We start from the raw sequence: 18,228 nt of genomic DNA, 5'->3' as shown, positions 1-18,228 counted from the left end.
TTAAAAATAGATCGCTTTACAAAGCATTCTGTTTTTTGTGTGTCGACCCCCAAAGGATAAACGCCTCGCCTATTTTGCCACAAACGCTGTCTTTCAAGATCATGGAACCTGCTGCACCTGGACCGCCAGGGAATTCCAACCTTATTACTCTGTTTCTTTGCGGTGATGTGATGACGGGGAGAGGGATTGATCAGATATTGCCTTACTCCAATCCTCCCGCTATCCATGAGCCCTATATGGAGACGGCGACGGATTATGTCAGATTTGCGGAAAAGGTCAATGGTCCGATCCCAAAACCCGTAGATTTTGCCTACATTTGGGGCGATGCTCTTGAGGAGTTGGTGCTGGCCTCCCCTGATGTACGAATCATCAATTTGGAGACCAGCATCACCACCAGTGAAGATTGGCTTCCCAAGGGTATCAATTACAGAATGCATCCCAAGAATGTCCCTTGCATTACGGCGGCAAAGATAGACTGTTGTGTGCTAGCCAATAATCATGTGTTGGATTGGGGGTATGCAGGACTAGCAGAGACCTTGGAAACACTGAAGAAGGCGGGGGTAAGCACTGCCGGTGCAGGCGATAACCTTGATCAGGCGGAAGCGGCAGCAATCATGGAGGTGGCTGGGAAGGGCAGGATGTTGGTATTTTCCTTGGGGTCGGTGACCAGCGGTATACCGCCAGATTGGGCTGCCTCGGAGAACAAAGCCGGCGTGAATCTACTAGAGGGCTTTTCAGAGAAAACGGTCCGCGCTATTGCGGAAAGTGTCCGAGAGGTAAAGCAGCCGGGAGATATTGTCATCGCCTCTATTCACTGGGGCAGTAACTGGGGCTATTACATCCCGCCGGAGCAAAGAGCATTTGCCCACCAACTGATTGAAAAAGCGGGCGTGAATATTATTCATGGTCATTCCTCTCATCATCCCAAAGGGATCGAAATCTATCAAGAGAGCCCCATTCTGTATGGGTGTGGTGATTTTTTGAATGATTATGAAGGTATTCGCGGTTACGAAAAGTATCGGGGTGAGTTGACCTTAATGTATTTTGTTAGCATGGAGGCAGGGACGGGAAAGGTGTGCCATTTGGAGATGGTGCCTCTTCAGATCAAACACTTTCGCCTCAACCGGGCCTCTAGGGAGGACCGGCAATGGCTGCAAGAGACCCTCACCAGGGAAGGGAAAAAGCTAGGTACCCAGGTCAAAGAGGGAAGCCATCATACCTTAATACTTAAATGGGAATAAGGCGCTGTCTTAGTGTATAGACCCAAAGGGGGCCACCAGGCTGCTAACAACGCCTTAACGCTCAAGTCAGTGAAGGCTATGAGTTTTCGTCGAACCAATCCTCGGTTTCGGTAAACTCCTCGTTATTGCTTCCTATAAATTCGGTCAACTCTTCTAGCGTTTCTTGCTCCTTGGTCTCTTTAGTCGATGAGCCACGTACCGGAAATTGGACTACCCGACTATCGTGAGGCTTAAAATTACGCCGGGCTTGGGTATAAGCCGTTTTAAGCTGCTTGGTAGCTGTTGCCTGTTCGGAATTTAATTCCCGCAGCTTTGGTTCGACAATCTGGCGTTGATACTCCAAAATTTTTCCCCGCGCAAGGTTGAATAAATAGACCGTTTGTTCATTGCCTGTTTGGAGGCTAGGATCAAGTACGACCAATGTACTCTTCTGGCCCGCATCAAGGTAACCATACCAAAGTCTTTTTTCTTTCATATTCGTACTCGTTTTAGCGATCTCCTGGATAATTTATGTATTAATACTTCGGATAGTTTTTAGCAAACTTGTTATCAACACGCAAAAGCTTACTGATTGTGGGAGTACCTTCTTCAAGTCCTGTTTTAGCTCACTCCAGCTTAATCTGCAGCTTAAAGATTAATCTAATATTGCAAGAGGTTGGCTGCTCCTGAGCAAAATTTGGAGGTTAAATGGAACTCTGCGGCCGAATAATGCTCTCATTTGCTGTTTTTTCCACAATTCTAGGCCCCTTTAGCCTGATGTTCGCTGATTCCCATGACAGTTATAAGCAGGAACGTGATAAAAAGCATAAAAGGGAATATAAATATCGTGCCGGGAGAGGGGAGTACAAGTACAAAGCAAAGAGCCCGGGGGCAAATGAGGTTATACCGGTGATACCCAGCCGGGCGAAGAAGGCCGCTACTGCCGCGAATATTACGCTACGGCCAGCGTTGGAGAGAAAGCACAGCAGGTTTATGGAATGGCTTGACGACAACAGGATGGTTCATGGCAAATCATGAATACACGACGATAGGGTTAGAGGAGTCACCAATGAATCAAGACACTAGAGTTCATTATCGAAATGCCACCGGGGTATGGAAATTCGTCGGGGCGGTATTACTTTTAGGTTTATTTCAAGGGGCCCAGGCGGATGTGGATGCCGGAAGGGAGGCTTATGATAACCAAGATTATGAGACCGCGCTGAGGGAATTCATGCCCCTTGCCGAAGAGGGAAATATGAATGCTCAGTTCTATATGGGCCTGATGTACGCCAATGGATATGGTTTGCCCCAAGATCCGGAAGAAGCCCAAAGATGGTTTGAAAAGTTTAGTGAACAGCTGGATGTGAGTGCTAAGTTCAACCTGGCTGTGATGTACTATCAAGGAAAATCGGTGCCCCAAGATGTCCCCAAAGCTGTTTATTGGTTTAAAAGGGCAGCGGAAGAAGGAGATCCCGAAGCTCAGTTCAATCTAGGTTTTATCTACGATAATGGCTATGGGGTTGCCCAGGATCGAAAAGAGGCAATTAAATGGTATGAGGAGGCTGCCAATCAAGGAATTGTGGAGGCACAAAATAACCTTGGGGTGATGTATAGCGAAGGGCAAGGGGTACCAAAGGACTATGTACAAGCTTACTTCTGGTTCAACGTAGCAGCGAAACAAGGAGATAAAAACGCAGCCAAGTTTAGAGACACCCTGGCTAAGGATATGAATACGTCGCAAGTTGCCAAGGCCATAAAGCTGACCCACGAGTGGCAATTGACCTCGGGACACTAGGAACTCCGGTGAAAGCGTACCTTACTCCTTTTCCTGACGGCATCACCGCTATTGATACGGGTTTTGTGCGCCCCAAGCTGGATGCCAGTCATGTTATTCTCCGGGGAGGGCGGGCTGCTTTTGTAGATACCGGGCCAGCGCCCTCGATTCCCCGCCTCATGGAGGCGTTGGCGGCTTTGCAAATTGCCCCCCAGCAGGTCGATTATGTGCTGCTGACTCATATTCATCTGGACCATGCGGGGGGTGCGGGTGGACTAGTGCAGCAATTGCCCCAGGCTCAAGTAGTCGTTCATCCCAGGGGGGCGTCCCACCTTGCTGATCCTGAGAAACTTATCGCAGGGACCCGGGCCGTTTATGGGGACAAGGTATTTAGGCGCTTATACGGAGAGGTTGTCCCCATCCCCCCTGACCGCATTATTGCGATAGCAGAGGGAGAATGTCTGGAATTGGGGGAAAGTCGTTTGGAGTTTATCCATACTCCGGGGCATGCTTTACACCATTACTGCGTCATTGATGGGGATAGCCACAGCATATTCGCCGGTGATACCTTTGGTATTTCCTACCGGGATTTGGATACTCCCCAGGGAGCGTTTATTTTTCCCGCTACCACCCCCATCCATTTTGATCCGGACGCCGCCCATGCTTCCATTGATCGTCTCATGGGATATGAGCCAGAAGCCATTTATCTGACCCATTACAGTCAGGTGACCGATCTTAAGCGGCTAGCCGAAGATTTACACCGGGATCTTGAGGCCTTCGTCACCCTGACAAGGGATTGTGTGGAAGAAGACGATCGGCTAACAGCCATTAAGGATAGACTGCGCGCTTATCTGTGGGATCGTTTGGATGCCCATGGTTTTCCCCAAGATGACAGTCAACGTGATGCTTTACTTGGAATGGATATTAACTTAAATGCAAAGGGATTGGCGGTTTGGCTTGAGAGGCAAACAAGCTAAATAAAAAAAGAACAATAATTCGTACCGCTTTTTCGGTGTTGAGGATCGTCCAAACGCCGCCTCTGAGTGGCTTTTTAGTTGGTGAATACGCCATCTTATGCAGTTAGGTTTCGTCGCCAGCCGAGTAGACTAAGCACACCAATACTGAAGAGCGCAAGGGTGGCAGGTTCGGTGACTGGAGTAAAGGTAAATTGCGTTACTAATCCGAGTGAATTTGAAAAATCATTGGGATTTCCGCTTCCAAAAAAGGCAGTGTCTGAATTCACATCACTATCATTCCATACGCGTGACAGAGAATCGCCGACAAGGTTATGAGCATCAAAAGCGGCTACAGAGAAGTTATTTGCAAAGTTCTTTACATCGAGCAGGAGGTTGCCATCATCGGGGTTATATAGGAATGAGTTTTGTAGATTAACAGATACATCAAAATCCTTGGGTCCAGCTGCTGGTCCAGTAAATGCACTCGATAGGAACAGCGATCCACTAAAAACAAGCCTGTTATCAGACCCGGTATTATTGGAAAAAATTGGATTTAACTCATCAGGTACTGCACTTGTGGTAGAAAAGCTGATCTGAATATTGGGGATTGTCGCTGAGAAAGCTTGGCCAAAGACCGCATCAGGACGGAAAGAGATTTTAGTAATGAGTGCTAGTCCAGAGAGGGAAGAAAACTCGGAAGCCTCAAAAACTTGCTGATACCGTGATGAAAATGTAAATGGTGCCGCGTTATTTGCGTTGCCCTCTTCTGTTGCCAAAGCATTGGGGGCTATTAACACAGTGGCCTGTGTTTCGTTAACTGTACCTAATGCGATGAGCGTTGCGCCCAGCATCATTGCCAATATCATCCTCAGCCAGCGCAAAAAATTAGTTGGCATCGTCTGCCCCTCCTAAAAAGTGAACCGCTTCTCATACTGCAAAAGGAGCGGCTTGTTTGATCTACCGGCTTGATCTAGAGCCCATGGTGGCTAAGCCATGTTCCAACATTAGGTTACGTTTACCATCAGCTCGAGTAAAGGTGTACCTATTAGTCGCATGAAAGATGTTCTCTGGCGGTTTGGTTCTGACCTCGCTTCCGTCCTTATTGAAGACCCCTTTAGGGGGTATGCATCGTCGTCAATTCAAGGCCACCACCCAAGCCCCTCCCACGGGTCGGTTGAGTTCTCTTCAGAACGATAAGCGTGAAGTTTAAAGATCTTGCAGGAGCGCCTGCAGCGTTTCCAGGCTCACGGGCTTGAGCAAATGGCCATCGAAACCGGCCGCTTGGGCCTGCTGCCGATCCTTTTCCCGACCATAGCCGGTCAGGGCCACCAGGGGGAGTGTTTCCAAACCGGGTTCCTGACGCAGTCGCTGAGCCACATCATAACCGCTCATATCGGGCAAGCCGATGTCCAGCAACACCACCTGCGGATGGAATGTCCGCACGGCCTCGACCGTCTGGCTGCCCCGGGAAGCAATCTGCACCGCATGGCCCTGGGCTTGAAGCAACGTGGCCAGCGACTCGGCCGCGTCTTGGTTATCCTCGACCAGCAGGATGCGCCGGACTGGGACTTCAGTCTGGGGGTCTGGCGGTGGCGGAACCGGCTCGACGGACGGCCCCTCGGGCAAGACCGGCAGGCGCACCGTGAATTCACTGCCCTCGCCGTGTCCGGCGCTGAAGGCCTCCAGGCGGCCGCCGTGGAGTTCGGTCAGTTGCCGGGCCAGGGCCAGACCTAGGCCCAGGCCACCCCGGTAGTGTTCTGTGCTGGTTTCCAGGCGGTGGAAGGGTTCGAAGAGGTGCGGCAAGTCTTCCAGGGCAATGCCGATGCCATTATCCCGCACGCGAAGGAGAGCCTCCCCATTGGCCCGCGCGAGCTTCAGGGTGATTTCTCCCCCGTCCGGAGTGTAGTGAGCGGCATTGCTCAACAGGTTGGCGACGATTTGAGTGAGGCGCTCCTGGTCCGCCTCCATCCGGATCGGCCGCTCTGGCAGATTGAGTGTTAACCGATGGTGGTGTGCCTCGATTTGGGGGCGGACCTGATCCACGGCCTCCAGGATGCTGTCGATCCAGTTCAGCGGGGCTTTCTTCAGGTGGATTTGGCCGCGGCTGATGCGGGTGATGTTTAAAAGATCATCCACCAAGCGCAGTAGATGCTTTACCTGAAGCTTGATGCGATCGATCCGCTGATGATACTCATCCGGTGGGACGGTGGTGCGCTGCAACAGTTCAAGGGTGGTGCTGATGATCGCCAGAGGATTGCGCAGTTCGTGTCCGAGCAGGCCAAGAAATTCGTTTTTGTGGCGATCTTCTTCTTGGAGCTGCGCGGTTTGGCGGCGAAGTTGCGCGGAGGTCTCTTGCAGCGCGGCCTCGGCCCGTTTGCGGTCACTCACATCAATACAGTATTCGATGACCGTGCCATCGCCCAGGCTGGCGCCGACAAACAGCATCCATGAGCGCGAGCCGTCCTTGCACAGATACTCCTTCTCATAAGGTCCGATGCGGCCAGTCTGCGCCAGCTCCTGAAGCTGCTGCTCACTGCGAGCAATATACGCTACCGGAGTCAGGGTGCGCCCGGTCAGGGCCTTGGCTTCGACTTCGGCCCGGCTATAGCCGAACATGTGCAGAAAGGTCTCGTTGGCATCCATGATGGTGCCCTTTTGGTCGAAAATCATCACCCCGAGGCCTTCGATATTGATCATCCGCCGTAACCGCTCCTCGCTTTTACGGATTGCCTGCTCCGCGTGCTTGTGGTTCGTGATATCGACAAAAGTGATCACCACCCCCTCAATGCGCTCTGCTGTGCTCCAGTAGGGCAGTACGCGTGTCAGATACCAGTGGCCGGCTTTATCTTCGAGCTCGCGCTCGACCTGCGTTCGCTGCTGTAGCACCGCCACGGCGTCATCAATGAGATCGCCGCTGCCCAGGCGGTGAGTCAGGTCCGAGAGCGGGCGGCCGCGATCCGTCAGGCGCACGTTGAAAAGGTCGCTCACCTTGGGGGTGAACCGGAGAATCCGCAGGTCCCGGTCCAGGAAGAGCGTGGCGATGTCGGTCGCGGCCATGAGATTCTGGAGGTCGCCTGAGAGCTGGCCCAGCTCTTCGACTTTATGCCGGTTCTCCTGGTTGACGGTCTGAAGCTCCTCATTCATCGACTGGAGTTCCTCTTTGCTCGTCTCCAGTTCCTCAAGCGTCGAGCGCAGCTCCTCATTGGCGCTTTGCAGCTCCTCGTTCGCGGCCTTCATCTCCTCCTGGCTGGTCTCATGCTCCTCAATGATGGCCTGCAAGCGCTGCCTCGTCAGGTCGAGTTCCGCCTCAAGCGCGCCCGTGCGGGCGTCGCTCGCCTCGCCTTCCCCGGACGGCGTCTGGCTGGGGCCGAACGTCGGCGCGCGCTCATCGAAAAGGATGAGGACGAATCCTTCCTGGGCTAACTCCAGCGCCGGATGGACGTGGAGGACGACGGGGTGGGGGGTGTCGTCGCCCAGCGCAACCGGGACGGGCTTCGTGTGCGTGACCTGCCGTTTCTCCCGCGCTCTATGGAGCGCCGCCCGCAGCTCGAGTTGAAGCTCCTCGCGGAGGTACTTGAACACATTCAGCGTGGGCTCCCCACCGGGCTGAGCGAGGTAGCGGCTCGCCGGTGCGGAGAGTTGGACCACTTGGTCGTCCGGGCTCACCAACAGGCTCGGTGGACCGTAGCGCTCCACCATGTGCTGGTAGACGGCGCTGTAATTGACAGGTGCCTCGGCCCCGTGTCGAGGCGGCGCCACCAGCTTCTGGGCGCGCGCTAAGGGGAAGACCGGCAGGTGCGGTTCGGGCGTGGGCACATTGCGCTTGCGGTAAAGACAATGCCGCTTGTTCTTAAGGCGGAAAAGGTCGGCACGGTCGACCGTCTCGTTCATGCCCAGCACCAGGTAGCCCCCCGGCTTGAGGGCGTAGTGGAACAGCTCGAACACGTCCCTTTGCATCTCCCGCTGCAGGTAAATCAGCATATTGCGGCACGCAATCAGATCGAGCCGGGAAAACGGCGGGTCCCCGAGCAGGTTATGCGGTGCGAAGATGACCCGCTCGCGCACCTCCTTTTTTACGCGAAAGCCCCCGTTCTCCCGATGGAAGAACCGTCGCAGCCGCTCTGGGCTGACGTCTGCGGCGATATCGCCCGGGTAGAACCCATCGCGGGCTTTCTCGAGCGAGTGCTCGTGCAGGTCCGAGGCAAAGACCTGCAGGCGGGGCCGCACGCCCTGCTGCGCCTCATAGCGGGCCGCCGCCTCCTCCAGCAGGATCGCCAGCGAGTAGGCCTCCTCGCCCGTGGCGCAGCCCACCGACCAGAGGCGAATATCGCCATCGGGGCCCTTGCCCTCAAAGAGCCGGGGGATGACTTCCTCCTCCAGCGTCTCGAACACCTCCGGGTCGCGGAAGAAGTTGGTCACGGTGATAAGGAGGTCGTCGGCCAGGGTCCGCACCTCATTAGGCTGGGTCTGCAGGCAGTCTATATAAGCGGCGAGCTCCTCGATATGGGCCAGCTGCATGCGCCGCTTGATGCGCCGCAGGATCGTGGAGCGTTTATAGTAGGTGAAGTCGCGGCCGGTGCGGGCGCGGATCTGGGCGAAGATCTTCTGGAGGAGCTGACGCTGCTCGGCCTTGACCTCTTCCCCCTCTTCGGACATCGCCACGTGCGGCTTAGTGTGGGCAAAGCGCAGGATGGCCTCGGGGATCTTCCGGAGAGGGAGGATAAGGTCAATCAGGCCAGTGGCAATGGCGCTTTGGGGCATGCCGTCGAACTCGGCCTCAAGGGGGTCCTGTACGAGGGTGAGGCCGCCCATTTCCTTGAGCTCCTTGACACCGAGGGTCCCGTCAGCACCCGTGCCGGTCAGGATAACGCCAATGGCGTGGCCGTTGTGGGTGCGGGCGAGAGTACGGAAGAAGTGGTCGATAGGCATCCGCTCGCGCCGTTTTTCTTCCAGCTGCGTAAGGCGCAGATGGGTGTCGATGGTGCTGAGGTTGCGCCCGGGCGGGATGACGTAGACGTGATTAGCTTCCAGTGGCACGGTCTCGGTCACCTGCTCGACGGGCATCTGGATGTGGGGTTGCAGGAGTTCGGCAAGGTGGCTTTTATGCTCAGGCGAGAGGTGAATCACCACCACAAAGGCAAGCCCACTGTCCTCGGGGACGCTTGCAAAGAACGCTTTTAGCGCCGCCAATCCGCCCGCCGAGGCGCCAATGCCGACAATGGTTAACGAGGGTGGATCGAGTGTTCGGTCAGTCATCGGGAGTCTCCCCGTTCAGATGCAGTTTAAAGCTGTAAAATCAGTTTTTGGATCAGGGCCACTATCCGTTGCGATAAACAATCCACTCGGGCTTGATGCCAGGACAAAAATGGCTAAGTTCTCGGGCGAGGACATACGTTGTGTTCATCGAAGGAGTGCATGGACGCACGACGACCGACCCCCTAGCGAGGGTGCGCAGCTTGTGGAGCATCAAGCGCGAGGGCTGCCTTACTTGCGTTTCGCCATGAAAACGCTCTTGACCCAGCGTTCTTTGGCAATAAGCCTATAATCACAGCGGCATGGCTCACGTGCTCGATCCCTTAAGCACTTGACCAAACTTATAATGTTTCGGTTTTGTACCGTATTTTAAGATAATTTACCCTAAACCGGCCGCCGCAATCCTAGTGGATCATTGGGGTCAACGTCTTCCATAAAGGGCAGTCGACGGTCATTATTGGTAATCTGATAGACATTTCCCATCCAATTGTTGATCACTGCCTCGGCGGTATCATGCCAAGTGTTATCTAAGTAATTGATAATGAGCGGCTCTGGCAATTCTGGGAGGGGTAAGCCTTTATTCTGGGCTTCAATCATTTGATCTTTATACTCCTCCAATATGGCCTGGATTTTCAGGGAAAAGTAGTTTTCGGGGAAAGGAGGGTAGTGAGTCCGCTGTCCTTGGGCAAAGCGCAGGACTTCCCGCTTATATTCTTTCAACAGACTGATGCTATCATATTCCGGATGCCCCTGGCAGAACACAATACGGAACAAGTCCTCACTGACGGCCAAATGGACTCCTCCCCGTTCACTTTCCACCAGAACATGAAGGCCAGCTGCTTCAAATTGATTGCGGCTAATCTCGTTGAAGCGGGAGTGGGGGACATCAAAGCGGGTATTAACTCCCCGCACTAAGGGATGGGAGCGATCGACTACCCGGTGAGAATACACGCCCCAGCGTTTAGCAGGCAACCGTTGTCGCTTTTGACCATAGCGGAACTCAAGGACAGCATGGGTCGCAAGACAGGAGCAAAGGGTAGAGGTCACATTCTCGTAGGCCCAGCCAATGACTTCAATGAGCGGTTCCCAGAACGGCTCTAGTGAAAGGCAGGGTTGGGTGACATTGGCGCCCGTGATAATTAGGGCATCGAGCCCTTCTGTCTGAAGCTGCTCAAAGGTTTCGTAGTATCGTTCCACATAGGCTGTAGCTTCGGGACTCCGTTTGATTTCCTTCAGGGTAAAGGGGTGGAGGTAAAATTGAGCAATCTGGTTGCTCTCGCCAATCAGCCGAAAGAATTGGCGCTCGGTCGCAGCCAGGGCGGCATCAGGCATCATATTAAGTAGGCCAATATGCATCTCGCGAATGTCTTGATGGAGTGCGACATCCCTCGGGATGACGGTTTCACCCTCCTGCTTCAGCCGCTCAAAGGCCGGTAAGTCAGAATTGGCAACCAACGGCATGGGTAAATTATCCGCTTTCTATGGTGGTATGAAAATACTAAGGCTTTCTGCCGACTACCGTTTCTAGCAAATCTAGAAAATCAGCTTCGTCCTGAACCTGGGAGAGTTCATCGGTGGTAATAGTATACCCGTACTTATCGGCAATGGCCTGGTAACGGGGAAGTCGGGAGTAAAAGAGCCGAGGGAACATCCACCGGACGAATTCATCGGGATCGATCAAGGCCACATAGGACAGGTTTTTTTCTTTCTGATAGAGGATAAGTTGTTCATCCAAGAAAGCCTCTCGGTAATAGAGGGGCTTTGGGCCTTTTTCTGCCCGCTGAATAAGTGCCTGTTCGTCTTTTTCGGTGGCCTTGATATAGAGGATGAGGGTGTGTTGATCGAGGATCTGAAGTACCTCGGGATCATCGAGCTCAGAAATACTCCCGCCCGCATCGTTGACAAAGTGCTGGTAGCCGTAGATTTCTCGGGCTTTGCGAATGAACTCCGGCACATCCTTCATGGCCGCAATTTCTGCCTGCCGATGCAGCTCCTGTCGGCGTTTGAATTCCTTTAGACCTAATCCTCCTTGTTCTGGATTGCCAAGTTTGCCGAGAAAGCTGGATACCGGCTTTAGGTTATCGACATTAATGTTGTTGCAAATGTAAATAGAATCAGAGCGTAGCAGATCGCGTAGAAAGGGAATCTGCATGGCCTGTTGCTTGATATTGTCCAGAATGGCCTCATCCAGGTAGCGGGTACCAATACGGTAATCCCCAGAGTAGTGAAACCAATTATGCTTACGCAGTATATAAGCCAGGCGTGTCTTGCCCACGCCTGACATTCCGAGAAGGGTAATGCATTTATTTTCCCAGGCTTGGAATTCTTTAACGCTAAGTTTCATATTAAATTTTGGGCTGCTAATGGAGTAGGTGTATTGTACTCTATGGAGTATGAAAATCGATTGTCTCTCCAGCAAACCCCGCCCGCCGGAAACGGTCCTAAGGCCTTATTCCGGCCTATCTTCTGGCCCCAAGATTATGGGTAGCCCCCTTGGGTTTTTTGAGCCTTTTGCAGTTCTCCAGTAGGCCGGAATAAGTGTGAGCGTTTCCGGCAAACCCCTAATCTGGATAATTCATGAGATCACCACAAAGGCACTAAGAGCACAAAGAAATCAAAAAGTTAAATAGATTAAAATAATTTGCTTCGTTAGCAATGAGCTATCCATCAATTCTCCCGACTGGCTGAGATTCCCTGCCAAGTAATATCGACAGTATATTCAGCCATAGTCTGGGCCTCCAAGATTTACTTGCAGATTGATCTTGAGTATTGAATTATTGGCCTAAATTTTTTCTGGGGCCATTCCTTTGTCAGCAAGGGCTTGTACTGCTTCGTCAGATTTGTCAAGCTGTTTGAAGCCCATACCACGTAATACATGGGGAGCTTTGGTAAACTGAATATCACTGTACTGGACGATTTGTACCCGATTGCCCCAGGGGTCGATGAAATCGAGAAATTCACCGGGTAAGAGCTTAACATTAAGTGCTTCAAGGGTTTTTTTGACCGTGTTTTTGTCATCGACAACCAAACCAAAGTGTCGGTGTTTATCTGGGCTTTGAGTACGTTTTTCCATTAGTGCAATAAATTGATCGCCTAAGTCGATGAAAGCCATGCTTTCGTGTCGCCCACGCAAGCTAAACTCGACGATCTGGCTGTAAAAATCCAAGGCAGCATTGACGTCATCTACTTCCAAGGCCACATGGTTGATTCCTAAAGCGCGTGCTTTGGTTTCTGGGGGGCTTTGCGTTGGCATGGCTACTTTACCTCCTCTGACTTAATGGCTCATTGTTTAGATACACCTACCCTTAATTATATGTCCTCTGGCTCAGGCCGTTAATTTTTGGAGAGTGCTAAATACCTAGCTGGGTAACGAGGGCGGGTAATACTTGGCTACAAGGGGCGGCTATTTTGAGAAAGAATTTATCATCAGCGCGGGTGCGGCCTAGGTTGATTGCTGTGATGGGTTTGCGTTGTTCCCAGGCGGCGCGGCAAAAACGATAGCCGGAGTACACCATCAAAGAGGAGCCCACGACCAGTAGCCCATCGGCATCCTCTAGATAAGCATAGGCCTGTTTGACCTTTTGGGGGGGAACGCCTTCTCCAAAGAAAGTCACACTAGGCTTTAGGATGCCAGCACACTGCTCACAGGGAGGGATCTGGAATTGGCTAAAGTCAATGTCTTCCAAGAGGGCATCCCCATCGGGGGCAGTTGCCGCTGAAAAGTTTTTAAAATCTGGATTTCTCTCCTCAAGTCTCTGTTGGAAAGTCTCTCGGGGCCACTGCCATGGGCAATCGAGACATTCCACGGTATCGAGCCGGCCATGGAGATCCAGGACTCGCCGGTTGCCCGCCTTCTGATGCAAACCATCCACATTTTGAGTGACGAGTTGGTCGATCCAACCCGCCCTTTCCAGGCAAGCGAGCGCAATGTGGGCCGGGTTGGGTTGGGCCAGGGCAATGCGTTGCCAGCCCAATAAACTGCGTGCCCAGTAACGCTTTCGGACATTTTTACTGCGGATAAAATCCTGATATTGCAGCGGCCGCTTATGCTTCCATTCCCCCTCGGCATCCCGATAATCGGGAATCCCTGATTCGGTACTGCAACCTGCTCCAGTGAGAACGAATAGGCGTTTACGCTGGGCAACAAAATTGACCAGCTCATCCATTGGTGGAGGGGGAATGATAGGGGAAAAAGTTAACATACGAGAATTTTACTTTATTTGCTATTATTTTGTAGCTTTTGGTGGCCTTTGGACTGGCTAAACCAAGATGTTTTAGGAGAGAGCTTTGGTGGATGTGGTACTGCTCGGCGTCATGGCTTATATGGTCATTCAATTTGCAATTGGCGTGTGGGTGTCACGGAGAAATAAGAGTGAGGATGATTATTTGCTCGCTGGGCGGCGTTTGGGCGTGGGACTCACTGCCTTTACCGTATTTGCAACTTGGTTTGGCGCGGAGACGGTAGTCGGTGCCGCCGGTAATATTTATGAGAATGGACTGTCAGGCGGTTCGGGCGATCCTTTTGGGTACGCCATTTGCCTAATTCTGTTGGGCTTGGTGTTTGCTGTTCCCCTCTGGCGGCGGCGCTATACTACTTTTGGGGATTTTTTTCGGCAGCGCTATTCATCGGGAGTAGAGAAATTTTTTGTATTATTGGTGGTGCCAAGCTCTACGCTTTGGGCCGCCGCACAAATCCGTGCCTTCGGGCAGGTGGTGAGCACTATCTCTGATCTTGATGTGACGGTGGCCATTACTGCAGCAGCGGCATTCGTGATTATTTATACCGTAGCCGGTGGGCTATTAGCCACTGCAGTCACCGATCTGGTCCAGGGGCTAGCACTCATGCTGGGTTTGGGGCTTCTCTTTTTTGCTGTTTTGAATGCTGCCGGTGGGGTAGAACCTGCACTTGCCCTAGTTGAGCCAGAAAGGCTGCAGCTCTTCGGTGCTTTGGAAAAGTCTTTCCTTGAGGTGGTGGAGGCATGGGCCATACCCATCTGCGGTGCCACCTTAGCGGCAGAAGTCATCGCCCGTATTCTAGCCGCCCACTCCGCCGAGACTGCTCGCTTGGCTTCGGTACTGGGTGGGACCCTCTACTTAGCCATAGGTTGTATTCCCGTATTCATTGGACTTATTGGGCCAGGGCTGCTTCCCGGTCTAGAAGATGCCGAGCAGATCATTCCTCAACTTGCTCAACAGTATCTTCCTACCCTTTTTTACGTGCTGTTCGCGGGGGCACTGATATCCGCTATCCTTTCCACAGTGGATAGCGCGCTGCTTGCGGCGGCATCGCTGATTTCTCACAATGTTGTGGTCCCCTTAAGAGGGAGCATGAGTGAACGGGCCAAAATCCGTTCTGCTCGTCTCTGTGTGGTACTGCTGGGGATACTGGCTTATGTGTTGGCAATACGGGCCAATGGGGTCTACGAACTTATCGAGACCGCCGTAGCTTTCGGTACCGCTGGGGTATTTGTAGTAGGCGTATTGGGTCTATTTACCCGAATTGGAGGCACCCCCAGTGCCTTGGCAGCCCTTATTGCTGGCTCTGTCTTGTGGTTTGTGGGCGAGTATTTTGCGGGTTGGACGACGCCTTATTTGCTCTCCCTAGCAGGGGCGGCTTTGGCTTATCTGGGAGTCGCTGCTCTGGAAAAGATTCCAATTGGCAAATGGCAAGCTACCCGTCAGGAGACTTAATATCTTGACCGGTTTTACCTAGCCATGCTTGACCAATTTGCAGGTATTGATTTGAGATGTCCTGGCAATAGCCGTTCAAACCTTATTCTTTCGCAACAGGCTAAGCGGATAGAAAGTATCGCGCCAGTAAATGCCGCCGCGAACAAGAGTGAGAAATGCTGACCGTGCCAGTGTAAAAACATAGAGCAAGAGGATTACCGGTTCAAACAGGACCTGATAGAAAGGGCAACTGGCGGCCCTAAAGAAGAGGCCAAACCCCCACATGGAAGCTCCGATCGTGGCCAGTGCAATACATTTTGCAATCGAATCCCCTACAAGCAAAATGCCCCAAGGCAACAAGCCCAGGGTGGTAATAAATAATAAACCCAAAAATAGCTTTCCTGCTTGATAATCTACGCCAGCTAGAATATTTTTCTCCAGGCCTTGCATAAAGGCCTTGAACGATGGATACCAAGCCAGGCGCAAATCATCAAAGGCAGACCAACAATCCTGCCGATAGCCGCTTTGTTTAATGAGCTTTCCGAACATCATGTCGTCATCAGGGCGGAGTGGAATTTTACTGTGCCCTCCGATCTGCTCATAAACGGAACGACGTACCAAGTTGAAGGCTCCAAATCCAATAAAATGGGAGGAATTGGGATTACGGGCGAGCCACGGTTTGGCATGTAAAGAAAGGCTTTTAGCAAAAAGAGCGACTAGCAGATTTACCAAAGAACTGGGCGAATAGACTCTAGGAGCTAAAGTTAAATGATCAAGGTTGTGTTTTTCCAATACGCCTACCGCTTTCTTCAGCGCAGAGGTGGAAAAATGAATATCGGCATCCGTAAATAACAAAAGCTCGCCGCTGGCTATTGCGGCGCCAGTATGTAATGCATAATTTTTCCCTAGCCATTGATCTGGCAATTGCTCAATTGTGACGATTTGTAATAGGGGATATCGTTCTTTAATTTGGTTCAGAATAATACCAGTGCGATCTCGTGAGCGATCATTGACCACAATAATTTCAAAATTTGGATAGTCCATTTCTAAAACTGACTGCAGAGCCTGCTCGATTTCTGCTTCTTCATCTCTTGCGGAGATAATAACGGATACTTTAGGCCAACCCTGGTGAGGGGCTTGGGGCTCAGGGGGAAGTTGATATAACTGGCGTTGTCCACTGAGCAAGGTAAAGAGCTGCCAGAGGTAAAAAGCAAATAACAGTACAGCGAGGTATAGCACTTTAGTAACGATCTACTTTTAATTACTTGGAAATCTCAGCTTCCCTTACTTTTAGATATAAAAGGCGGATGAGATCATATTCAAACGGTGAACCCGTCTCGTAGTAGCGGAAGCTGGCGCGATGACGTTGATCGATTGTCCGTACAAAATAAAAGGGTGGTTGAAATTCACTAATCTCCCAAAGGTCAAAAGCAATGGTATTAAAAACCAGCGAATCGGCGAATAAGCCGGTGGTATCGCGTAAATTAGAAGGCCCGACAATAGGAAGTACGAGGTATGGTCCTGATCCTAAACCATAATAACCGAGCGTTTGGCCGAAATCTTCTCGGTGCTGAAAAAATCCCAGGCGAGTGGCAGGATCCCAGATGCCGGCGATACCTACAGTGGAGTTCACTACAAAACGAGTTGCGGTCTTTAAAGCTCTTAAGAATTTTAACTGCAGTAGCGTATTGGTAAAATTGCTGATTTCTCCAATATTGGAAAAGAAATTTGAAATACCCTTTTCAATAAGATCCGGTGTTATAAACTCATAAGTGTTGACCACAGGCAGGAAAATATACTTGTCAAATTGGTAATTGAATAAGTATACCGCCCGGTTAAAAGGCTCTAGGGGATCGTAAATATCGAGTATGGGAAGTTCTTTTGATTCTGGGATTTCGCTTAGTGAATATTCAGGAGGTATAATCTTTTCTTGGCGGGGTTGAGATGCACATCCCTGAAAAATGATACCCAGCAGCAGAACAAATACTATTTTTATTAGTGTAGAGCGCCGCATCATTGAGATTTATCCTTGGTTAGTTTAAAAAGAAATTCACCATATAAGCCACATTATCCTTATAAGCCATATTTCCCAGATGGCCCCCTCGGGGATAGATCTTGGCCCGGGATTGGAATACTTCTCGCAGATACTCGAGTTCACCTGGAGCAAGAATGGGATCGTCTTCGTTGGTGACCATAGCAATTGTGTCGCTTTCTCTGAGATATTCTTCAATGCTCTTAAGGCTGAGGCTATGGGTAAGTTGTTTTCGTGTTAGGTCGGGATAACGTGCTTCAAAGAAAGGGAAAAGATATTCATTGAAATAATCAAGGAAACCGATGCGGAGACTGACCTTGAAATAATTAGTGAGAGAGTCGGTGAGTGAAAGTTTTAAGTTTTTGGGTTTGACATAGCCAGAATTGGTGATGACGTCAGAGACAAATATCATGTTGGCCGCCGCCCAGCGAAAAGACAACCCAATGACAGCGGCTAAGGTTTCTTTGCTAGGTTGGTACTTCTGATAAGCTTTATAGAGAAATTCATCATTGAATTCTACTTGCTGCTCAGTCCTATAGATTTCAGTAAACCGATCTATCACTCTGTTGATAAAATCATTCAGGTTGTCCATTCCTCCAGGAATATTATTGGCCAGTAGCTTATCTAGAATAGAGACAGAATTATATAAGTTGACTGGAGGGTTAATCATTAGGACCTTTTTAAAATTAAAAATCTGCTTTTTATCATCTAATCGAGACACAAATGCGGCCTGAGCCCCTCCTAAGCTATAGCCTGTGAGATAAAAATCGGTGACTTCAATATCGTCTCTTACCTGATTCCAGGCAAGTTGCATGACCCGGTACAAATCTGCGGAGTCTTTAACAATATGGCCAGGTACCGCGTTGGTCGAAGCTGAGGTAACAAAATCGGGATGGGTAGGAGAGGGTAATGAGAGCACATGAAAACCAGCTTGGAATAAAGCTTTCTGTAAAATTTGCATGCCGGGAGCATTGGCGCTAGAGCCGGTCCCGGAGATAGCAAAAACGAGGGGAGCTGGCTGTTCTTGAGAGGCCAGTGAGTACTCTAACCCTTTGGTGTACCAAAGAATCTCTGGAATTTCCCGATCCTCGAAAACGATGAGTTCTAAGGGCTGGATATTGATTTTATCCGGGAGATCTGCTTGTAATGGACCAGGCGTGCCAATTATAGTGGCCTCATAAGGGTTGCTGATTGGATAGCCATAGGTTTCTGTATCGGCATAGGGAATGGAGTAGGGAGCAAAAAGAAAAATTAGAAGGGTAATAATCCAGTCTCTCATATATCTCATAGGTGTTTGGTCTGTGCAGATAGTTAATAAGTAAA

The 18,228-nt window shown here is 51.0% G+C and carries 15 protein-coding genes; 5 read left to right on the top strand and 10 right to left on the bottom strand.

Going from position 1 to position 18,228, the window contains the following annotated elements; genetic code table 11:
• The first annotated feature begins 101 nt into the window (after window positions 1-101).
• Complete coding sequence (locus E3U44_RS15830; RefSeq protein ID WP_134359073.1) at window positions 102-1,241, top strand: CapA family protein; 1,140 nt, start codon at window positions 102-104, stop codon at window positions 1,239-1,241.
• A gap of 76 nt (window positions 1,242-1,317) precedes the next feature.
• On the opposite strand, the gene E3U44_RS15825 is transcribed toward E3U44_RS15830, so the two are convergent.
• On the bottom strand, window positions 1,318-1,716 hold the full coding sequence (locus E3U44_RS15825) for a hypothetical protein (protein WP_134359072.1): 399 nt from the start codon (window positions 1,714-1,716) through the stop codon (window positions 1,318-1,320).
• 212 nt (window positions 1,717-1,928) lie between these two features.
• Between E3U44_RS15825 and E3U44_RS15820 the strand changes: the two genes are divergently transcribed.
• From E3U44_RS15820 to E3U44_RS15810, 3 genes are read left to right on the top strand one after another with little or no spacing between them, the layout of a single operon-like run.
• Window positions 1,929-2,258, top strand: coding sequence for a hypothetical protein (locus E3U44_RS15820; protein ID WP_134359071.1), 330 nt, complete (start codon window positions 1,929-1,931; stop codon window positions 2,256-2,258).
• A gap of 31 nt (window positions 2,259-2,289) precedes the next feature.
• Window positions 2,290-3,015, top strand: coding sequence for a tetratricopeptide repeat protein (locus E3U44_RS15815; RefSeq protein ID WP_134359070.1), 726 nt, complete (start codon window positions 2,290-2,292; stop codon window positions 3,013-3,015).
• An 8-nt stretch (window positions 3,016-3,023) separates the two neighbouring features.
• On the top strand, window positions 3,024-3,971 hold the full coding sequence (locus tag E3U44_RS15810; RefSeq protein WP_134359069.1) for an MBL fold metallo-hydrolase: 948 nt from the start codon (window positions 3,024-3,026) through the stop codon (window positions 3,969-3,971).
• A 95-nt stretch (window positions 3,972-4,066) separates the two neighbouring features.
• Here the strand turns inward: E3U44_RS15810 and E3U44_RS15805 are convergent, their stop codons facing one another.
• The 6 genes from E3U44_RS15805 to E3U44_RS15780 form a co-directional block, all read right to left on the bottom strand.
• On the bottom strand, window positions 4,067-4,846 hold the full coding sequence (locus E3U44_RS15805) for a PEP-CTERM sorting domain-containing protein (protein WP_134359068.1): 780 nt from the start codon (window positions 4,844-4,846) through the stop codon (window positions 4,067-4,069).
• Between the two features lie 310 nt (window positions 4,847-5,156).
• The gene (locus tag E3U44_RS15800; RefSeq protein ID WP_134359067.1) at window positions 5,157-9,206 is read right to left on the bottom strand and encodes a chemotaxis protein CheB; all 4,050 of its coding nucleotides are present in this window, start codon (window positions 9,204-9,206) and stop codon (window positions 5,157-5,159) included.
• Window positions 9,207-9,587: 381 nt separating this feature from the next.
• Window positions 9,588-10,664: a homoserine O-succinyltransferase MetA gene (metA, locus tag E3U44_RS15795; protein WP_134359066.1), complete on the bottom strand. Its 1,077-nt coding sequence runs from the start codon at window positions 10,662-10,664 to the stop codon at window positions 9,588-9,590.
• 37 nt (window positions 10,665-10,701) lie between these two features.
• The gene (locus E3U44_RS15790; RefSeq protein WP_134359065.1) at window positions 10,702-11,547 is read right to left on the bottom strand and encodes an ATPase; all 846 of its coding nucleotides are present in this window, start codon (window positions 11,545-11,547) and stop codon (window positions 10,702-10,704) included.
• Between the two features lie 438 nt (window positions 11,548-11,985).
• Complete coding sequence (locus E3U44_RS15785; RefSeq protein WP_134359064.1) at window positions 11,986-12,456, bottom strand: VOC family protein; 471 nt, start codon at window positions 12,454-12,456, stop codon at window positions 11,986-11,988.
• Window positions 12,457-12,553: 97 nt separating this feature from the next.
• Entirely contained in the window at window positions 12,554-13,405 is an 852-nt protein-coding gene (locus E3U44_RS15780) for an NAD-dependent protein deacetylase (RefSeq protein WP_240761575.1), read from the bottom strand.
• An 88-nt stretch (window positions 13,406-13,493) separates the two neighbouring features.
• Here E3U44_RS15780 and E3U44_RS15775 point away from each other — a divergent pair, with 88 nt between their 5' ends.
• Window positions 13,494-14,894 carry a high affinity choline transporter 1 gene (locus E3U44_RS15775; protein ID WP_206054813.1) on the top strand — a complete coding sequence of 467 codons (1,401 nt, stop codon included), beginning with the start codon at window positions 13,494-13,496 and terminating at the stop codon, window positions 14,892-14,894.
• A gap of 75 nt (window positions 14,895-14,969) precedes the next feature.
• On the opposite strand, the gene E3U44_RS15770 is transcribed toward E3U44_RS15775, so the two are convergent.
• The 3 genes from E3U44_RS15770 to E3U44_RS15760 form a co-directional block, all read right to left on the bottom strand.
• Window positions 14,970-16,058: a glycosyltransferase family 2 protein gene (locus E3U44_RS15770; RefSeq protein WP_166805103.1), complete on the bottom strand. Its 1,089-nt coding sequence runs from the start codon at window positions 16,056-16,058 to the stop codon at window positions 14,970-14,972.
• Window positions 16,059-16,134: 76 nt separating this feature from the next.
• Window positions 16,135-16,890 carry an MlaA family lipoprotein gene (locus tag E3U44_RS15765; protein ID WP_134359062.1) on the bottom strand — a complete coding sequence of 252 codons (756 nt, stop codon included), beginning with the start codon at window positions 16,888-16,890 and terminating at the stop codon, window positions 16,135-16,137.
• Between the two features lie 16 nt (window positions 16,891-16,906).
• On the bottom strand, window positions 16,907-18,184 hold the full coding sequence (locus E3U44_RS15760) for an alpha/beta fold hydrolase (RefSeq protein WP_134359061.1): 1,278 nt from the start codon (window positions 18,182-18,184) through the stop codon (window positions 16,907-16,909).
• Window positions 18,185-18,228: the final 44 nt, after the last annotated feature.

Source organism: Nitrosococcus wardiae (genome assembly GCF_004421105.1).
Taxonomy (GTDB): domain Bacteria; phylum Pseudomonadota; class Gammaproteobacteria; order Nitrosococcales; family Nitrosococcaceae; genus Nitrosococcus; species Nitrosococcus wardiae.
Note: the sequence above shows the minus strand (reverse complement) of the source record. Positions and strands in the feature narration are given on the sequence as shown.